This window comes from Pseudomonas frederiksbergensis (assembly GCF_003732275.1).
GTDB classification, from domain to species: domain Bacteria; phylum Pseudomonadota; class Gammaproteobacteria; order Pseudomonadales; family Pseudomonadaceae; genus Aquipseudomonas; species Aquipseudomonas frederiksbergensis_H.
This window is the reverse complement of the sequence record NZ_MOBM01000004.1, coordinates 182416-197228: the sequence shown is the minus strand read 5'-3', so window position 1 is coordinate 197228 and position 14813 is coordinate 182416. Positions and strand designations below refer to the sequence as shown.

General features: G+C 48.4%; 14 protein-coding genes. 4 read left to right on the top strand and 10 right to left on the bottom strand.

The window, feature by feature from the left end:
* The 8 genes from BK662_RS02950 to BK662_RS02920 all read right to left on the bottom strand — a co-directional run.
* Positions 1 to 528, bottom strand: a 528-nt coding sequence (locus tag BK662_RS02950) for a glycoside hydrolase family 99-like domain-containing protein (RefSeq protein WP_259695870.1), incomplete at its 3' end; no start/stop codon positions are given.
* A 31-nt stretch (positions 529 to 559) separates the two neighbouring features.
* Positions 560 to 1663, bottom strand: coding sequence for a glycosyltransferase family 4 protein (locus tag BK662_RS02945; RefSeq protein ID WP_123356563.1), 1104 nt, complete (start codon positions 1661 to 1663; stop codon positions 560 to 562).
* Positions 1653 to 2534: a glycosyltransferase gene (locus tag BK662_RS02940; RefSeq protein WP_123356561.1), complete on the bottom strand. Its 882-nt coding sequence runs from the start codon at positions 2532 to 2534 to the stop codon at positions 1653 to 1655. The genes BK662_RS02945 and BK662_RS02940 overlap by 11 nt, the downstream gene beginning before the upstream one ends.
* 25 nt (positions 2535 to 2559) lie before the next feature.
* Positions 2560 to 3855, bottom strand: coding sequence for a lipopolysaccharide biosynthesis protein (locus BK662_RS34550; RefSeq protein ID WP_148057906.1), 1296 nt, complete (start codon positions 3853 to 3855; stop codon positions 2560 to 2562).
* 36 nt (positions 3856 to 3891) lie between these two features.
* Positions 3892 to 5190, bottom strand: a complete 1299-nt coding sequence (locus BK662_RS02935) for an O-antigen ligase family protein (RefSeq protein WP_123356559.1) — start codon at positions 5188 to 5190, stop codon at positions 3892 to 3894.
* Between the two features lie 83 nt (positions 5191 to 5273).
* Positions 5274 to 6596 (bottom strand): UDP-glucose dehydrogenase family protein, encoded by a 1323-nt coding sequence (locus tag BK662_RS02930; RefSeq protein WP_123356571.1) that lies wholly within the window; start codon positions 6594 to 6596, stop codon positions 5274 to 5276.
* Positions 6597 to 6906: 310 nt separating this feature from the next.
* Positions 6907 to 9132 (bottom strand): polysaccharide biosynthesis tyrosine autokinase, encoded by a 2226-nt coding sequence (locus BK662_RS02925; RefSeq protein WP_123356557.1) that lies wholly within the window; start codon positions 9130 to 9132, stop codon positions 6907 to 6909.
* A 45-nt stretch (positions 9133 to 9177) separates the two neighbouring features.
* Entirely contained in the window at positions 9178 to 9672 is a 495-nt protein-coding gene (locus BK662_RS02920; RefSeq protein ID WP_123356555.1) for a low molecular weight protein-tyrosine-phosphatase, read from the bottom strand.
* Positions 9673 to 10276: 604 nt separating this feature from the next.
* On the opposite strand from BK662_RS02920, the gene galU reads away from it, so the two are divergent.
* From galU to rfaH, 3 genes are all read left to right on the top strand, one after another.
* The gene (gene galU / locus BK662_RS02915; protein ID WP_123356553.1) at positions 10277 to 11110 is read left to right on the top strand and encodes a UTP--glucose-1-phosphate uridylyltransferase GalU; all 834 of its coding nucleotides are present in this window, start codon (positions 10277 to 10279) and stop codon (positions 11108 to 11110) included.
* A gap of 76 nt (positions 11111 to 11186) precedes the next feature.
* Positions 11187 to 11618 (top strand): phosphohexomutase domain-containing protein, encoded by a 432-nt coding sequence (locus BK662_RS02910; RefSeq protein WP_123356551.1) that lies wholly within the window; start codon positions 11187 to 11189, stop codon positions 11616 to 11618.
* Entirely contained in the window at positions 11615 to 12121 is a 507-nt protein-coding gene (gene rfaH, locus BK662_RS02905; RefSeq protein WP_123356549.1) for a transcription/translation regulatory transformer protein RfaH, read from the top strand. The genes BK662_RS02910 and rfaH overlap by 4 nt, the downstream gene beginning before the upstream one ends.
* A gap of 155 nt (positions 12122 to 12276) precedes the next feature.
* Here the strand turns inward: rfaH and BK662_RS02900 are convergent, their stop codons facing one another.
* A complete protein-coding gene (locus BK662_RS02900; protein ID WP_123356547.1) occupies positions 12277 to 13113 on the bottom strand; it encodes an undecaprenyl-diphosphate phosphatase in 837 nt (278 codons plus the stop codon).
* Positions 13114 to 13417: 304 nt separating this feature from the next.
* On the opposite strand from BK662_RS02900, the gene BK662_RS02895 reads away from it, so the two are divergent.
* Positions 13418 to 13834, top strand: coding sequence for a hypothetical protein (locus BK662_RS02895; protein ID WP_123356545.1), 417 nt, complete (start codon positions 13418 to 13420; stop codon positions 13832 to 13834).
* Here BK662_RS02895 and BK662_RS02890 read toward each other — a convergent pair.
* On the bottom strand, positions 13828 to 14730 hold the full coding sequence (locus BK662_RS02890) for a universal stress protein (RefSeq protein WP_123356543.1): 903 nt from the start codon (positions 14728 to 14730) through the stop codon (positions 13828 to 13830). The genes BK662_RS02895 and BK662_RS02890 overlap by 7 nt on opposite strands.
* Between the last annotated feature and the right edge of the window lie 83 nt (positions 14731 to 14813).

The window sequence follows — 14813 nt, the reverse complement described above, 5'->3', positions numbered from 1 at the left end:
CAAGAGTTCATTGGTGTTACTGCCGAAACTCCTGGCATCTTTTTCAAATAATTCAGATGAAAATATGAAAACGACGGGTTTTCCATCTATTTTTTTATATTTAGAACTTCTAAAATAATTGTCTATCCAGTATTGCACTACATCATCAAATTGTTTAAGACTTGAGGGTGTCTCGGTATGGTTGGCCCAGAGAAGGGTGAATTTGATGTCATGTGTGTCTTCTAATTTGGAAAAAGAGTCTATAGCGTGTGTCCGATTAACGCCGTGAACATTGTCCCAATACCAATCATAGATAACGAAATTTATTCCATACTGCTGCATCCAGTCGATCTGTATTTTTGCGCTTTCTACAGATCCTTCTTTATACCATCCAAGTAGAGGCTCTCTATCCTTAAATGGCTTTATTTTCTGCCAAGGATCATTAGGCTGAGTCCAACCAGGATAGTAGTAAACGCCTATATCAAATGAAGGGGCCGCACTTGCAGTTAGACTGCACAAGGAAAGCATGAATAGTATGATAAGTCTCATGGTATTCCTGATGATGTGGTTTGCTCTGTTTTTAATATATATTTTCTAACGTTGAATTTATGCGCTCTTTATAGCTTTTTATTGAGAACTTCTTGTAATAAGTATCCAGTGCGCACTTGCTCAGCTTTTCGTACAGTGGACTGCCAGGCGGAGGAAGTCTTAGCAGGACTTCTTCAAGGCTGCTTTGATTGGCAGGGATGAAGAGGAAACCGTCTTTTTCATGGTTAACAATCTCTACCAAGCCACCATGACCCGCAGCTATCACTGGTTTTCCGACGGAGTACGCTTCGATCGCTACTCGACCGAACGGCTCCGGCTTCGTGGAGGGGACAACTACATAGCTTGCCCATTGAAAATGCTCGGTTGGATCCGAGCAAAAAGGGAAAAACTCGACGTTGTCGGAGATCCCATATGAGTTTACTTTTTCGATTAAATCTTTTTCCAGGTATTCATATCCCTCAAAAGGGCTACCCACTATCCTTATGTGAAGGTCATCTCCTGCGTTATTGGCTATCTTTCCAATGACATCAATGAAAAAGTCCTGCCCTTTCCATGTATTTATCCGACCGATCAAAAGTAGGTTCTTACAGTCTCTCCCGGTACGCATCGATGGGACGCTGTAAAGGGGGACCACACCATTATAAATAACAGTCCCCGGAAGATTAAAAGCAGCTTTTGTAGCCTCGGAATTGAATATTAGCTTTGCACCTGAGAACCGTAGAAGCAAACGAAATATTACAATGAGCTTTTTGTCTGGAATTTCTCTGACATGGCAAAAGAAACTCTTCTTGGAAAATCTATATAATCCAGCAGCGAGCAGAGCGGACAACATGACGGTCGTGTTGATGTATATCGCATTAAACGCCTTATATTTTTTTGCGTAATACAAGGTCGCCTTAATCAGTTCCATGCTATAGCTGACCGGGCTTTTCAGCCTCTGCTTTCTCAGTATTCCGTAGGGGTAATACTCTATTTCGGCGCCCATGTCCTTAACTAGCGGAGAGAGCTCCCCTAGAAAAGGTAGAATGCAGTAGATTTTCTTTTTTGCAGAAATTGATTCAATTGCCGCAAGGAAACTTCGATCCGAACCGTACAGTTCGGAGCTTTGATGAAGGCAAAGTATTTCATCTCGCATATGATTTCCTTGGGCTCAGTATGTGTAGTGCAAGTAGCATCAGGGATAAATATCTGATGTTTTTTTCTTTAAGGCATGTATTTAGGCTAAACAACAGCACATAGAATGATATTTTAAATTTGTGATATTTTACGTAATCAAAGACCAGTGGCCTTGAAAGTATGAGATTCCGGAATCGCTGAACCTTTTTGGTATAAGCTTGCCCGCCCTCTCTGAGTGCTGAGCTATGGGGAATTGATGTGTTGAGAATAAATATTTCGCTGTAGTAGTTTGCGTAATCGATGAAAAATCGTGTATCAACTCCATAGAAACTCAAGCGCTCATCAAATTTCAGACCCCGCGACAGTGCTTCTTTAGATATGACGGTCCCGCTCATCATTGCTACTATGTTTTTTGATGGGACGGGGCCTGTCACCAAATCTTGCACGTTCAACGCTCTGCCGCGAACACCCTTTATGATTCCAGGCGATATAAGATTGTGATTGAACAAAATTTGAGGCACCGCTACCGGCACAGTGCTTCTGAAAAATAAATCCAAACTGGATACATAATCATTAGTTACACTGGAGTCGTCGTCCAAAACTATAAAATAGTCCGACTCTGCACTATTGGAGATCAGAGTGTTGTATACCGTTGAAAGACGCTCGTTTTTTCCACTGTGGTAATACGTTATTTCACCAGGCAATGTTGGGACTGATGCCTCCCCAAATCCCTGCTCAGAATTATCCCAAATTGAAAATTTTGGAAGAATTCTTGCCGACTGAAAATTCAGGTTGGCTAGTGACTTGAGTGTAGTGGTTAAACCTGGACTGGTAGAGTAAACCACAACGAGGAAGTTAACATGTACACGTTGGTTCTGTGTGTGCGTCATGACAAACCTAATAGTTTAGCTACGATTAAATTGAACTAATGGCCATTGTCGATGTACGCCGATTAAGGTCTATTGTGGCTAGCGGGAATAAGATTGCATTAATGCACGCAATGGTACTCCCAATGGCAACTGCAGCACCCAATACACCCCAGGCCCCTAAAAGCCAATAAGTCACGAAGGGAGACAGTGCAACTGTCAGATACAGCGCTACGTTAAGATGGTAAATGCTTGAAGCATTCTGGTAATAATATCCGCATACCGAAGTAGAGCAATTTACAAAATAGCCTAATAATACGATGTAGCATGCGACGTGAAAGTTTTCTGGTATTTGTCCGCTAAACCTTACTAAGACCAGAAGAAAAACTAGATAAATGCAGGAGAAGGAAGTTAATTTTTTTGTATTGGACCAAAATATTTTTTTTATGGTCCGATAGTCTGATCGGCTGGAAAGCTCTGAAAACTGAGGTGCGGATATAGAATTTATTGATACCGATATAAAGGTTGAAAGCATTGCCAGTCTTTGGAGTATGTTAAAGACTGAAGCAAATGAAGATCCTAAAAGCAAGGAGGCTAACAGATAGGGTAACCAACCGACTAGCTGGGTTCCTATTGTAGCGGAAGCATACTTTAGTTGTGAGGCTAGAGTTTTATTCAGTGGCTTTTTAGATAACGCCGATATCGGAGCCCAAGTCAAGTTTGCTTTTTTTGCAAATACGGCAGCGATAATTATATAAATTAAAATTGAGGCGTAGAAGGAGGCTACAATGATTGTGTCGGGAGCTAAAGATAAAACATCCAGGTGGGTGGCGAGTTTAATCGCTAGATAAAATGCCAAAAAAGTCCAGGGCTGAATGACATTTATACCCAAGATTTGAATGATGGTCTTATGCCTAGCTTGATATATAAAAAAAACAGTATTTGATGCGGAAAACAGAGGAATTAATATAAATATAAGAAGTATTGACGAGTGATCATTGCTAGCACTTGATATGCTACTCCAGTGTTGGATATAGAAATCTCCAAGAAAGTATGTAATAGGGATCAGCATTGAACCAATCAGAAGGCTAACCCCTATTGATTGATTGAAGCAGTCCTGCACTTCCTCGCGTGACTGCTTATAGTAATTTCTTACCAGATGGATGTCCGATCCGAAACGAGCTATAACTGCGGAAATCTGAAATATAGTGTAAGCAACAAGAAACAGGCCCGCCAAATCACTGCTTTCTATCTTCAGAATAACAATATTTGCAAGCAGCACTGCTATGGCGCCGGTAATTCGAACGCATAGCAAGTGAAGTGATTTCGATTTTAGTATATTCATTATGATCTTGATGACCAATTGTTCAGATAGTTGACTTTAAGCAGGATCGCTTTTGTGTTTGACCGAATAGGATGAGATGACCAGCAAGATCCAAGTCATATAGTAGTATATGGATCCGGATAGATGCTGAAATAGGGATATAATTGCGGCAGAGATAGAAATACCGAAAGCAAATATTATGATTATTTCATTTTCTGGCAACCTAGGTGCAAGGCTGAATGCAGAACTGAATAATCTCGCGTAAATTAATGGAATTATAAAAAATGCGATCCCGAATGTCATTGTTCCATATACGAAGTACGAGTCAAACTGACCTTTATACTTACCAAGACCGGCACCAAGAACAGTGAATTCAGAAATTGCTTTTATATACTGAGGAACTCTGCCAGCCGCCGAATCGTCCAGCGCATTTCCCCCGAAAAAGAAGAGAACAAGCAAAATTAAAGCATAGCTGAAAACTATTAAAGCAACGGACTTTTTAGTGGAAAATATTATTGCGTGCCTGGACCTTTTAACAAAGAAGAAAAAAGCAGCAATGCATATTGCTAGTATTATGAGCGAAGCTCGTACTTGGCTTACTATAACTCCAGCGAAAAGAACAAAGAAGGCAGCTGTATATACGAAACGTATTAGAAGTTTTTTTCTTTGCTCTAGAAATAATTTTAGTAATAAGTAGAAAGCAGCCATTGCTGCAATGTAAGAATATTGCAAGGCACTCACAAAGATGCCTGAGGCTCGAAGCTTATCACCCCGAACTATCTGATAATTTACAAAACGCTCTTCAGTGTTCGATTCGTTATTTTGCCTAGCCTCTACCAAGAAGTTATATCGCCAAGATGATTCTGCGTTTCCATCAAATGAGTTGTACTGATAAATTGCCAATATGGAATTTAAGATTGTCAGTACGCAGAAGAACTCTATTGCCCTGCGGGTGGTTCGACTATCTAGAATATTGCTATGTACAAGTAAGAAAGCTAAGGCGACCGGAAGAATCGAAGTGCGCCAATCTAAAATAGCATTTAACGCTCCGTTTTTTGCCATCCCAATTACTAAAAATGAAATTGCAAATAGCAAAATTGAAAGTATATATTTTTTTGTTTTTTTGCCTTTCGCGATACGAGCTACATATTTTAGCGATGCGAATACAAAAAGAATCTCAATGTAAATCTTTACAAGATATCCGGATATTGATGAGTCAATATTAAAGTAGTAGTTTGTGTAGTCGATCGTAAATAAAAATAATATTAAAGCGAAAATTGGTATTATTTTATATTTTCGTGAAAATACAAGAGCGGCAACCGTTGTGCTTAATATAAATATGATGACTTGAATCATTGGCTGCTGGTCTATGTCTAGAATGTTGTCAGGAGAGTTTGTTTGAAGCGAGGCTAAAGCCCCGACTTCAACTTGTAAAGCTACTAGCGGCCTATGGAATAATACTTAATCCCCTTGTCTTTAAGCTTTTGAGGATCGAAAAGGTTTCTTCCGTCAAAGATTATAGGCTCGCGAAGTTGGTTTTTAATCTGATCCAGGTCGGGCGCTTTGAAGGCCTGCCATTCAGTGATGATGATTAAGGCATCGCTTTCTTTTAAAGTCTCTTCTTTGGTTCCACACAGACTCAAGTCTTCACGATTGTTGTAAATTCGCTGAGTTTCTTCCATTGCCTCTGGATCATACGCTCTCACCTTGGCGCCGTTTTTCCATAGAGCCTCCATCAGTACGCGACTGGGTGCTTCACGCATATCATCCGTATTCGGTTTAAAACTTAAGCCCCAAAGAGCGAATGTTTTTCCTGCAATATTTCCATCGTAGTGGTTAAATATTTTTCTGAAAATCACACTCTTCTGCTCATTATTTCTTGCTTCTACGGATTTCAGAATTACTGCGTCAAAATCCAGTTGCTCAGAAGTTTTAATGAGGGCTTGTACATCCTTAGGAAAACAAGATCCACCATAGCCGGATCCTGCATAGATGAAGTGGTAGCCAATTCTTGGATCTGAACCTATACCTTTTCGTACCATTTCGATATCAGCCCCGAGCATTTCTGACAAGTTAGAAATCTCATTCATGAAGCTGATTTTTGTTGCAAGCATGCAGTTGGCTGCATATTTCGTCAGCTCAGCGCTGCGAACGTCCATGACAATTATTTTTTCGTGATTCCGGTTGAATGGAGCATAGAGGTCACGTATGACTTTTTCTGTACTGGCCTGCTCCGTCCCGACAATTATCCGGTCCGGACGCATGCAGTCAGACACTGCAGAACCTTCTTTTAAAAATTCTGGATTCGATGCAACGTCAAATGAAAGATCAGTGCGACCGCGTTGAGACAGTACGCTCGCAACTCGCTCCCTCACTTTATCGGCCGTCCCAACAGGAACGGTAGATTTGTTAATGATAATACAATTGCTTTCGATGTTACTTGCTATCGTTTCGGCAACGGCCAGTACATATTTCAGGTCCGCAGATCCGTCCTCATCAGGAGGTGTGCCCACGGCAATGAATTGAACCTCTCCATGTTTCACTGCAGATGCAGAGTCAGTAGTGAACTTCAATCTTCCAGCAGTGTAGTTTTCTTTAACTAAAACTTCCAATCCCGGCTCATAGATTGGAATAATTCCCTGCTCCAGGTTTTTTACTTTTTGCTCATCTACGTCCACACATATTACATCGTGGCCAATCTCGGCTAGCACCGCTCCTTGAACAAGACCTACATAGCCAATTCCGAATATAGTGACTTTCATGATGATTACCTGTGATACAAATGTTGGTTTTTGGCTCACACCGCCCACTTGGAAACCTAAGGGATCCCAAGCTCCTTGGTAGCCTTCAAGTTCGGCAGCAAGGATGTCCGATGAGGAAGGGGGCAGCATTAGGCACGCTACCGCCCCAGGATTTTTCGTCATCTTCCTCAGGACGTGGTGTTTCCATGAAATATCGGTTTGATCATGCCTATTGGCTAATGACCCGGTGCAGCAATAAACGATAAAAACTCAAGAACAACAGCAATACCGTCAAAAATCCGAACTTATGACGCGACCTGTTTAATACCCATCAACTTTTGTCGGAGGCGTAGTCATAGTGGTAATAACCATAATCACTGTAGCCATATTTATTGGAGGCCTTTTTCTCCACGCCGTTGAAAATCGCACCTTTAATGGCAACGCCATTCTGGGAGAACCGACGGACCGTCAACTCGATTTCTTTCGCCGGGTTCAGGCCATAGCGCGTCACAATCAGATTGGTCCCGGACAGGCGCCCGACGATCGCCGCGTCTGTCACCGCCAGTAGTGGCGGCGTATCAAGAATCACCAGATCGTATTGCTTGCTCGCCTGCTCCAATAGCGCGCTGAAATTGGCGTGCATCAGTAACTCGGAAGGATTGGGCGGGATTTGGCCTCGACTGACAAAATCGAAGTTGTCGATTCCGGTCTTATGGATAGCGGTGGCCGCATCGCAGCGTCGCGCCAGGATATCGGAGAGCCCATTGTCTGAAGAAACACCTAACACTTTGTGCAGATAGCCTTTGCGCATGTCGACGTCGATCAACAATACCCGCAACCCGGTTTGTGCTATCACCACCGCGAGGTTGACCGATACGAACGTTTTACCCACTTGGGGGCTAGGCCCGGAAATCATCAGGCGGTTATTGTCGGCCTCATGCATGGCGAAGTGCAGACTGGTACGCAAACTGCGCAATGCCTCAATTGCCAGATCGGTAGGATGACTGATAGCCAGCAAAGTAGAACCTGCGGAACGCCCTCGTCCGCGGGAGACTTTGTCCTCTTCACTTTTCTGCAGAATGCTGTAAGGAATCGATGCATAGACCGGCAACCCAAGTTGCTCGATGGCTTCCGGACTTTCCAGCCCCCGGTTAAGTGCCTTGCGTACCAGCACCAGAGCTACCGCCAGGAAGGCGCCAAGAATTGTCGCGATCAATACAATCAAGGCTTTTTTCGGTTTGACCGGCTTGAGGAAATTGACGTCCGCGGTGTCGATCAGACGCACGTTACCGACGGTGCCCGCGCGCATCACATCCAGTTCCTGAGATTTATTCAGCAGCTGGGTATAAATGGCCGTACCGACTTCTACATCCCGGGTAAGGTTCAGCAATTCTTGCTGGGTGGAGGGAAGGCCCTCCACCTTGCTCGCCAAACTTTTCTGCTTGCTGCTCAACTCACCGATCTGGGTTAATAGTGCGCGATAGGCGGGATGTTGCCGGGTGAACTTGCGATCCATTTCGGCTTGCTGCAACTTCAGCTCGGAGATGCTGGTATCGAGCCCGACAATCTGATCGAGAATGGCTTTGGTTTCGAGCGTGATGTCCACGGACTTGCTGCGCGTCTGGTATGCATTCAAGGCATTCCCGGCTTTTTCCAGGTCCTTCTTGACCACCGGAAGTTGCTCTTTGAGAAACGCCAGGCTCTGCGCTGCCTCAGCGGAAGTGCGCTCTACGTTTTGCCGAACATAAATAGCGGCGATTTCATTGAGTGTTTTAATGGCCTGATTCGGATCTGTGCTTTCCAGCGCCAGCCCGATAATGCCCGACTCTTTTCCTCGCTCGGATACATCCAAATCCTCTTGGTAGTCGAGGATGCTGGTCAGGCGAGAATTGCGGATGATTCTGAAGCGAGTTCCAGGGTTGGCGTGCATTTCCTCTATCTGAAACGCAATGCCATTTTGTTCGAAAAGTTGTCCAGCCTGGCTGGCCGCCAATACGTTGTCATCTTCGTCCACCAGGGTGTAATGACCATTTTCACCCGCGGTCAAGGTCAACTTCTTGCCCAGTTGTGAGTCGGGAAGATCCAGTTTGAATATCTTCAGCGACTCCCCTCCCCAGGCGAAACTGTTCAACCCCAACGAGGGGTCGGCTATTTCACCGGGATTTTTATTCTGGAATCGACGAGCCAGGAACTCACCGACTACCGGGAAGTACATCGGTTGTATGACGATATCAAGTTTCAGGTTATCGACCGTTTTGCCAATCACCGCACGAGACTTGATCAGTTCGATCTCAGTCGCAGAAGGCGACTCTTTTCCCAACATGCTGCTGACATCGGAGAAACCCAACAAATCGTTCTTTTTCGCTTCGACCTGCAACAGCGCATTCGCCTGGAATACCGGCGTCGCCAGCACCGCGAACGCTACACCAGCCACCATAAAGGCACCGGTAACCGCGGCAATCAGCCCTTTATGGTCGATAAGTGTCCCAAACAAGCCGAGAAGATCAATCTCGTCATTGTCGTCGTCCCGCACGTTGACTACCGGTGCTTGCTGCATAAGTCGTATTCTTTGCCTGTATTACGATTCAAAAAGGAGTGGCCATCAGCGCGCCAGGCGCTGTGCCCATGCGAGTACGGCTTCTTCGATCAACGCATAAGCGTGCATAAAAGCAGGTTTGCCTTGACGGTAGGGGTCGCTGATTTCGCGATCGTCTTGCCATTTGCCCAGCAGCAGCACTTTGCCTCGCGCTTCAGGGGCAATGTTGAGTACCCCGCTGACATGTCGCCGCTCCATCACCAGAATCAAATCCGCCTCGCTGACGGCTTGAGACGTGAGCTGAACGGCCTGGTGCTCATGGGGCAGATGACCGTGCTCCGTGAGTACGGCGTGTGCCGTCGACTCGATGGGTTTGCCCGCCAAGGCAGCGAGGCCAGCCGAACTGACCTTGATATCGGAATGAACGAGTGCCCCGCGCAGCAGATGCTCCGCGGTGGGACTGCGGCAAATATTGCCGACGCAGACAATCAAAACCCTTTTAAGCAAGATAACATTCCCCGTCTTGTCAACATTGGCGGTGACATAGCACTTGCCGAACATAAGAGCTTTAAACTACGAATGAATCCGGGTATTTATAAGCCCGGGTAACTGCAGCTGAAATTTTCAAACCATCAGTGCGTATTTATTACCATGACGTTTGAACAGTCCCCAACTTTTTTTTCAGACAAAAAATAACATTTCACTCTTTGGCGCTGAAAATAACAGCTCGAGAATTTATCCAGACAATTTATAACAATTGTCGTTTTCCCGCGACCGTTCAATCTAAATTACACCAAAATAGAGAGTAGCTAATATATAGCTGTTCCATTAGTGCATTGCCAGGGCGTCAGACATTCGGTTAGAAGTTGGGTAAGAGATGCCTTGGGCAATAACTTTGTTTACAGCGGGTTGCGTCAGGAGCATGCCGTGGAATAACCAGGCATGCTCGCCGGCCAACCGACCACACGATATTTCTTTCTGCCTGCGCCTTGCGAGAAACATGGCGTACAGGTCTTTCGTTGCTCATGCAGCGTTGCCAACATTTTTCTCGAGTGATCGAGCCATTTAGAGCCCGCACTCTCCAGCGTTACCGGTTCCGACAACTGAGTCGAACCTTTCCTACTGCCATTAGCCATTCCATCTGTCTACTTTCAAGGACGCTTCCATGATTCGTAAATGCCTATTCCCCGCTGCCGGCTATGGGACCCGCTTTTTGCCCGCCACCAAGGCCATGCCGAAGGAGATGCTGCCGATCGTCAATAAGCCGCTGATCCAGTACGCCGTCGAGGAAGCGCGCGACGCTGGCCTGCAACATATGGCCATCGTCACCGGTCGAGGCAAACGAGCGCTGGAGGATCATTTCGATGTCAGCTTCGAACTGGAGCACCAAATTCGCGGCACCGATAAGGAGCGGTTCCTGGCCGGCACTCGTGAGCTGATCGATACCTGTACTTTTTCCTATACCCGCCAGGTGGAGATGAAGGGCCTGGGGCACGCCATTCTCAGCGGTCGCTCGTTGATTGGTGATGAGCCATTCGCCGTGGTGCTCGCCGATGACCTGTGCTTGAACCTTGAGGGTGATGGGGTGTTGGCGCAGATGCTCAAGCTTTACGAGCAGTTCCGCTGTTCAATCGTGGCGATTCAGGAAGTGCCCCGTGAGCAAACCCAGAAGTACGGCGTGATTGCCGGCGAGCTGATTCGCGAGGGTATTTACCGGGTCAACAGCATGGTCGAAAAGCCGCGCCCGGAAGACGCCCCGTCCAACCTGGCCATTATCGGTCGGTACATTCTGACCCCCGATATCTTCGACCTGATCGCTGACACCGAGCCTGGCAAGGGCGGTGAAATCCAGATTACCGACGCCTTGATGAAGCAGGCCCAGAACGGCTGCGTGCTGGCTTATCAATTCAAGGGACGGCGCTTCGATTGCGGCGGCGCCGAAGGTTACATCGAAGCCACCAACTTCTGTTTCGAGAACCTGCATCAGAACACCTTGTGACGGCGCTGAACCCTGACAAACGTGTGCGTTATCGAATCGATTTTTCGGTCTTTATTACCCTATGGACGAAGCCTCTATGAAGACATTGAGCGGTTTCAAGGCAGATGACAGTCGCCGCCCGTATGGCGCTGACCTTAAAAACAACCTCGCGTACCTCATCGTGCGTGCCTACGCGTCGGAGCTGATCTTTCCCCGCGTGCAGAAACCGCCGGTGCTGCTGGTGGAGCGCATCGGTGCCTTCCCCTCCTCCGGGGAGATCCGCCGTCACGTCAAGGATGGTCCGGCGTTGCTGGCGAGCATCAGGCAGCGTTATGCCGCAGACGCCCTCGACATCGACGAGAGCGATGGGCTGAATCTGGTCTTTACCGACTGGCGTCTCAACTTGCGTCTTTTGGACGATGGTTGCGTGACTTGCCTGACCGTGGAAAGTCGCGGCGACAGCTCGCTCATGCAGGACAAAACCGCCGAACTACTGAGGCAAATCGATGCTGGGAGGGAATTCGAATGAACGCGATTGCAGAACACGCCGACAAAGCCTGGTATCTACTTCAGTGCAAACCCAAACAGGATGAGCGCGCCGAAGAACATTTACAGCGCCAGGGCTATGCCTGTTTTCGCTCGACCTACCGGCGTGAACGCGTTTTGCGCGGGCAGCGTCGAGTGATCAGCGAGTCGTTGTTTCCGGGCTATCTGTTTATTCAACTGAGCCTTCAGGACAGTTGGGGCCCGCTGCGCTCGACCCGCGGTGTTTCGCGCGTCGTCGGGTTCGGCGGTCAGCCACTGCCGATCCGCGATGCGCTGATCGACGAGCTCCAGGAGCGAGACAGTCAGGCGATCGTGACAACGTTGTTGAGGCACGGAGATACGGTGCGCATCACTGAAGGCCCGTTCTCCGATCTTGAGGCGGTGTTCCTCGCCATGGACGGCGAGGAACGGGTGCTGTTGATGATGAGTTTCCTGCAGCGCGAACAGCAAATCAGCCTGCCACTGGCGGGGGTTAACAAGATTTAGATCCGCCCGGAGTCTTGAGTCAAAGAAACCTGTGGCGAGGGAGCTTGCTCCCGTTTGAGTGCGTAGCACTCACAAAAATCGGTTGTCAGATTTTTGGGGCCGCTACGCAGCCCAACGTCGGAACGCCGCCCGGAGCAAGCTCGCTCGCCACAGACCTACGCCCCTTCCGAGAGATGATTCCAGTCGATCCAACCCAAGAACCACGTCGCCAGAATCAGCAAACCGAACGCAATCCGGTACCAGGCAAACACCGCATAACTATGGTTGGCGATGAACTTGAGCAAACCGCGCACGGCAATCATCGCAAAGAGGAACGCGGCGACAAACCCCAAGGCAAACACCGGCAAGTCTGCGGACTGGAACAGGTCACGGTATTTATAGCCCGAGTACACCGCGGCCCCCACCATCGTCGGCATCGCCAGGAAGAATGAAAACTCGGTAGCCGTCTTGCGTGACAGGCCAAACAGCAACCCGCCGATAATCGTCGAACCCGAGCGCGAAGTGCCGGGGATCATTGCCAGGCACTGTGCGCAACCGACTTTCAAGGCATCGGTCCAGCGCATCTCGTCAACGTGATCGACAACCACCACATGCTCACGTTGTTCCGCCCACAACATGATGACTCCACCAATCACCAGCGCCACGGCCACGGTGATCGGGTTGAACAGATATTCATGGATTTTGTCGGCGAACATCACACCCAGCACAACCGCCGGCAAGAATCCGATCAATAAATTCAGTGTGAAACGTTGCGCATTACGCTGGGTCGGCAAACCGGTAGTGATCTCCAGAATCTTGCGACGAAACTCCCAGACGACCGCCAGAATAGCGCCCAATTGAATAATGATATTGAATGCCATGGCTCGCTCACCGCCGAAGTCGAGCAAGTCCGCGGCAATAATCTGGTGTCCCGTACTGGAGATAGGCAAGAACTCTGTGAGCCCTTCAACCAACCCTAGAATCGATACCTGTGTGGTGGTCCAGAAATCCATTAATCCCCCGTTAAACCCTCTCGGCTGAAAGGTCTGTTGATGATGCCGAGCACTTGATCCTGATCGCGACTAAACCTATCGGACCAGCGGAGGATTAAAGCGCACTCTCTGCCTGCTTGAGCCAAACGTTATAAAACGTCCATGTCGGAGCGCCATGGCCGACCTGAGAATGAAATTGTTTTACAGAACCAGTACTTGTGGGTAACGAATCTATGGATGCCACTCATCGTCGGATCGTTGACGTTTTGACTTTGGGCGCGCGCAATGTCCTACCCAAAAATGATCGCCCGAGAGAAAACTCCATATGGCAAAGATCACAGTACTCGCCGGTGATTTCCCGCAGTGCGACGGGGAATATCACCTTGGAACCATCACCCTCAAAACGTCCCTCAAACCCCGGCTTGGAACCAGCTTCCCGGTCTCGGAATTTAAAGATCTGAGCATTCAGAACACTGATTCCAACAAGAATATAAAGTCCGCCATAGGCTTGGGGCTCGCGGGTGCCATATTGCTCGGTCCCGTTGGGGCCATTGCCGGTTATCTACTCGCCGGGAAAAACACCGAGGTGACCTTTATGGCCACAATGAAGGACGGTGGAAAGCTACTCGCGGCGACCGATAGTGACACCTACCGGGATATCTCGGCACGCGCCCTGAAAAAATCCCGGGCCGGCCGCCGAGGCCCTCTTTCCAGTTCGCTTAATAACGGATCCATTCATTGATCCGCTTGCCCGGCGACTGCGAGAATGTTGCAGGGTACCCGATACAAAACATGCTCCGTGGTACTGCCCACCCACTTCTCCAGCCCCTTGCGATGCGCATTTCCCATGACGATCACATCGGCCCGGTGATGCGCAGCGAAGTCAGCCAGCGCTTTACCGGGCGGCCCTGCAACGAAGTGTTGCCGTTCGGTGGGCACGCCGTAGTGATCGGCCAATGTGATGAATGACTTGTGCAAAGACTTACGCACGTCGCTGTTGAAGCCAGGCATCGTCACTGCACCCGCGCCCGCATCCGATATGTGCGTCAGCGATAGATCGTAGGCATACAGCAGATGCATTTCTGCATGGCATTGCGTTGCCAGTTCGTTTGCAGCCTGGATGATCAGGTCGTTGATTCCAGTGATCTGAGTCTCTGGGTGCGACGGATCGACTGCCGCCACGATTACGCGCGGAAGTGGGCAACTGACTTCGCTGACCAGATGGACAGGCACCGGACATTCGCGCAGTAGATGCCAATCCAGAGGCGTGATGAAAACGCGTTTGAGTGCCGACTCATGCTGCACGTCCTTGATAACCAGATCCGCCTGCGCTGTTGCCACGTGCTGAAGGATCTCTTGCAGAGCGTCGCGCGTGAAAAGCACCTCGGTACTCAAGTTGATTCCGCGCCCGCGAATCAGATCGGCCTCATCCTTGAGCCATTTTTCGTTCTCTTGCTGACAAGCCTCACGAAACCGCGCACTGGCGTGGATCAAACCCAAGATGTTGAAGTCTTCGATAAGCACCGTGATATGCAGCGCTGCGCCCGTGGCTTCAGCAATGGCGACGGCCCGCTGCAGTGCCGGCGTGTGACGCATGGTGGGACCGGCTATTAGAAGGAGTCGTTGATATTGGCTCATGTCACACCTCCAAACGTTCTGGGATATCTGGCAGCCCCCCAGCCTCTCGTCTGTCACACCGTCAGCGATCTGCTATCGCCTCA

Excerpts from the sequence above, each read along its gene's own strand:
- BK662_RS02940 (WP_123356561.1), bottom strand. The coding sequence starts at position 2,534 with ATGACGCACACACAGAACCAACGTGTACATGTTAACTTCCTCGTTGTG.
- BK662_RS02895 (WP_123356545.1), top strand. The coding sequence starts at position 13,418 with ATGGCAAAGATCACAGTACTCGCCGGTGATTTCCCGCAGTGCGACGGG.
- BK662_RS02935 (WP_123356559.1), bottom strand. The coding sequence starts at position 5,190 with ATGATTCAAGTCATCATATTTATATTAAGCACAACGGTTGCCGCTCTT.
- BK662_RS02890 (WP_123356543.1), bottom strand. The coding sequence starts at position 14,730 with ATGAGCCAATATCAACGACTCCTTCTAATAGCCGGTCCCACCATGCGT.
- galU (WP_123356553.1), top strand. The coding sequence starts at position 10,277 with ATGATTCGTAAATGCCTATTCCCCGCTGCCGGCTATGGGACCCGCTTT.
- BK662_RS02920 (WP_123356555.1), bottom strand. The coding sequence starts at position 9,672 with ATGTTCGGCAAGTGCTATGTCACCGCCAATGTTGACAAGACGGGGAAT.
- rfaH (WP_123356549.1), top strand. The coding sequence starts at position 11,615 with ATGAACGCGATTGCAGAACACGCCGACAAAGCCTGGTATCTACTTCAG.
- BK662_RS02900 (WP_123356547.1), bottom strand. The coding sequence starts at position 13,113 with ATGGATTTCTGGACCACCACACAGGTATCGATTCTAGGGTTGGTTGAA.
- BK662_RS02925 (WP_123356557.1), bottom strand. The coding sequence starts at position 9,132 with ATGCAGCAAGCACCGGTAGTCAACGTGCGGGACGACGACAATGACGAG.
- BK662_RS02930 (WP_123356571.1), bottom strand. The coding sequence starts at position 6,596 with ATGAAAGTCACTATATTCGGAATTGGCTATGTAGGTCTTGTTCAAGGA.
- BK662_RS34550 (WP_148057906.1), bottom strand. The coding sequence starts at position 3,855 with ATGAATATACTAAAATCGAAATCACTTCACTTGCTATGCGTTCGAATT.
- BK662_RS02945 (WP_123356563.1), bottom strand. The coding sequence starts at position 1,663 with ATGCGAGATGAAATACTTTGCCTTCATCAAAGCTCCGAACTGTACGGT.
- BK662_RS02910 (WP_123356551.1), top strand. The coding sequence starts at position 11,187 with ATGAAGACATTGAGCGGTTTCAAGGCAGATGACAGTCGCCGCCCGTAT.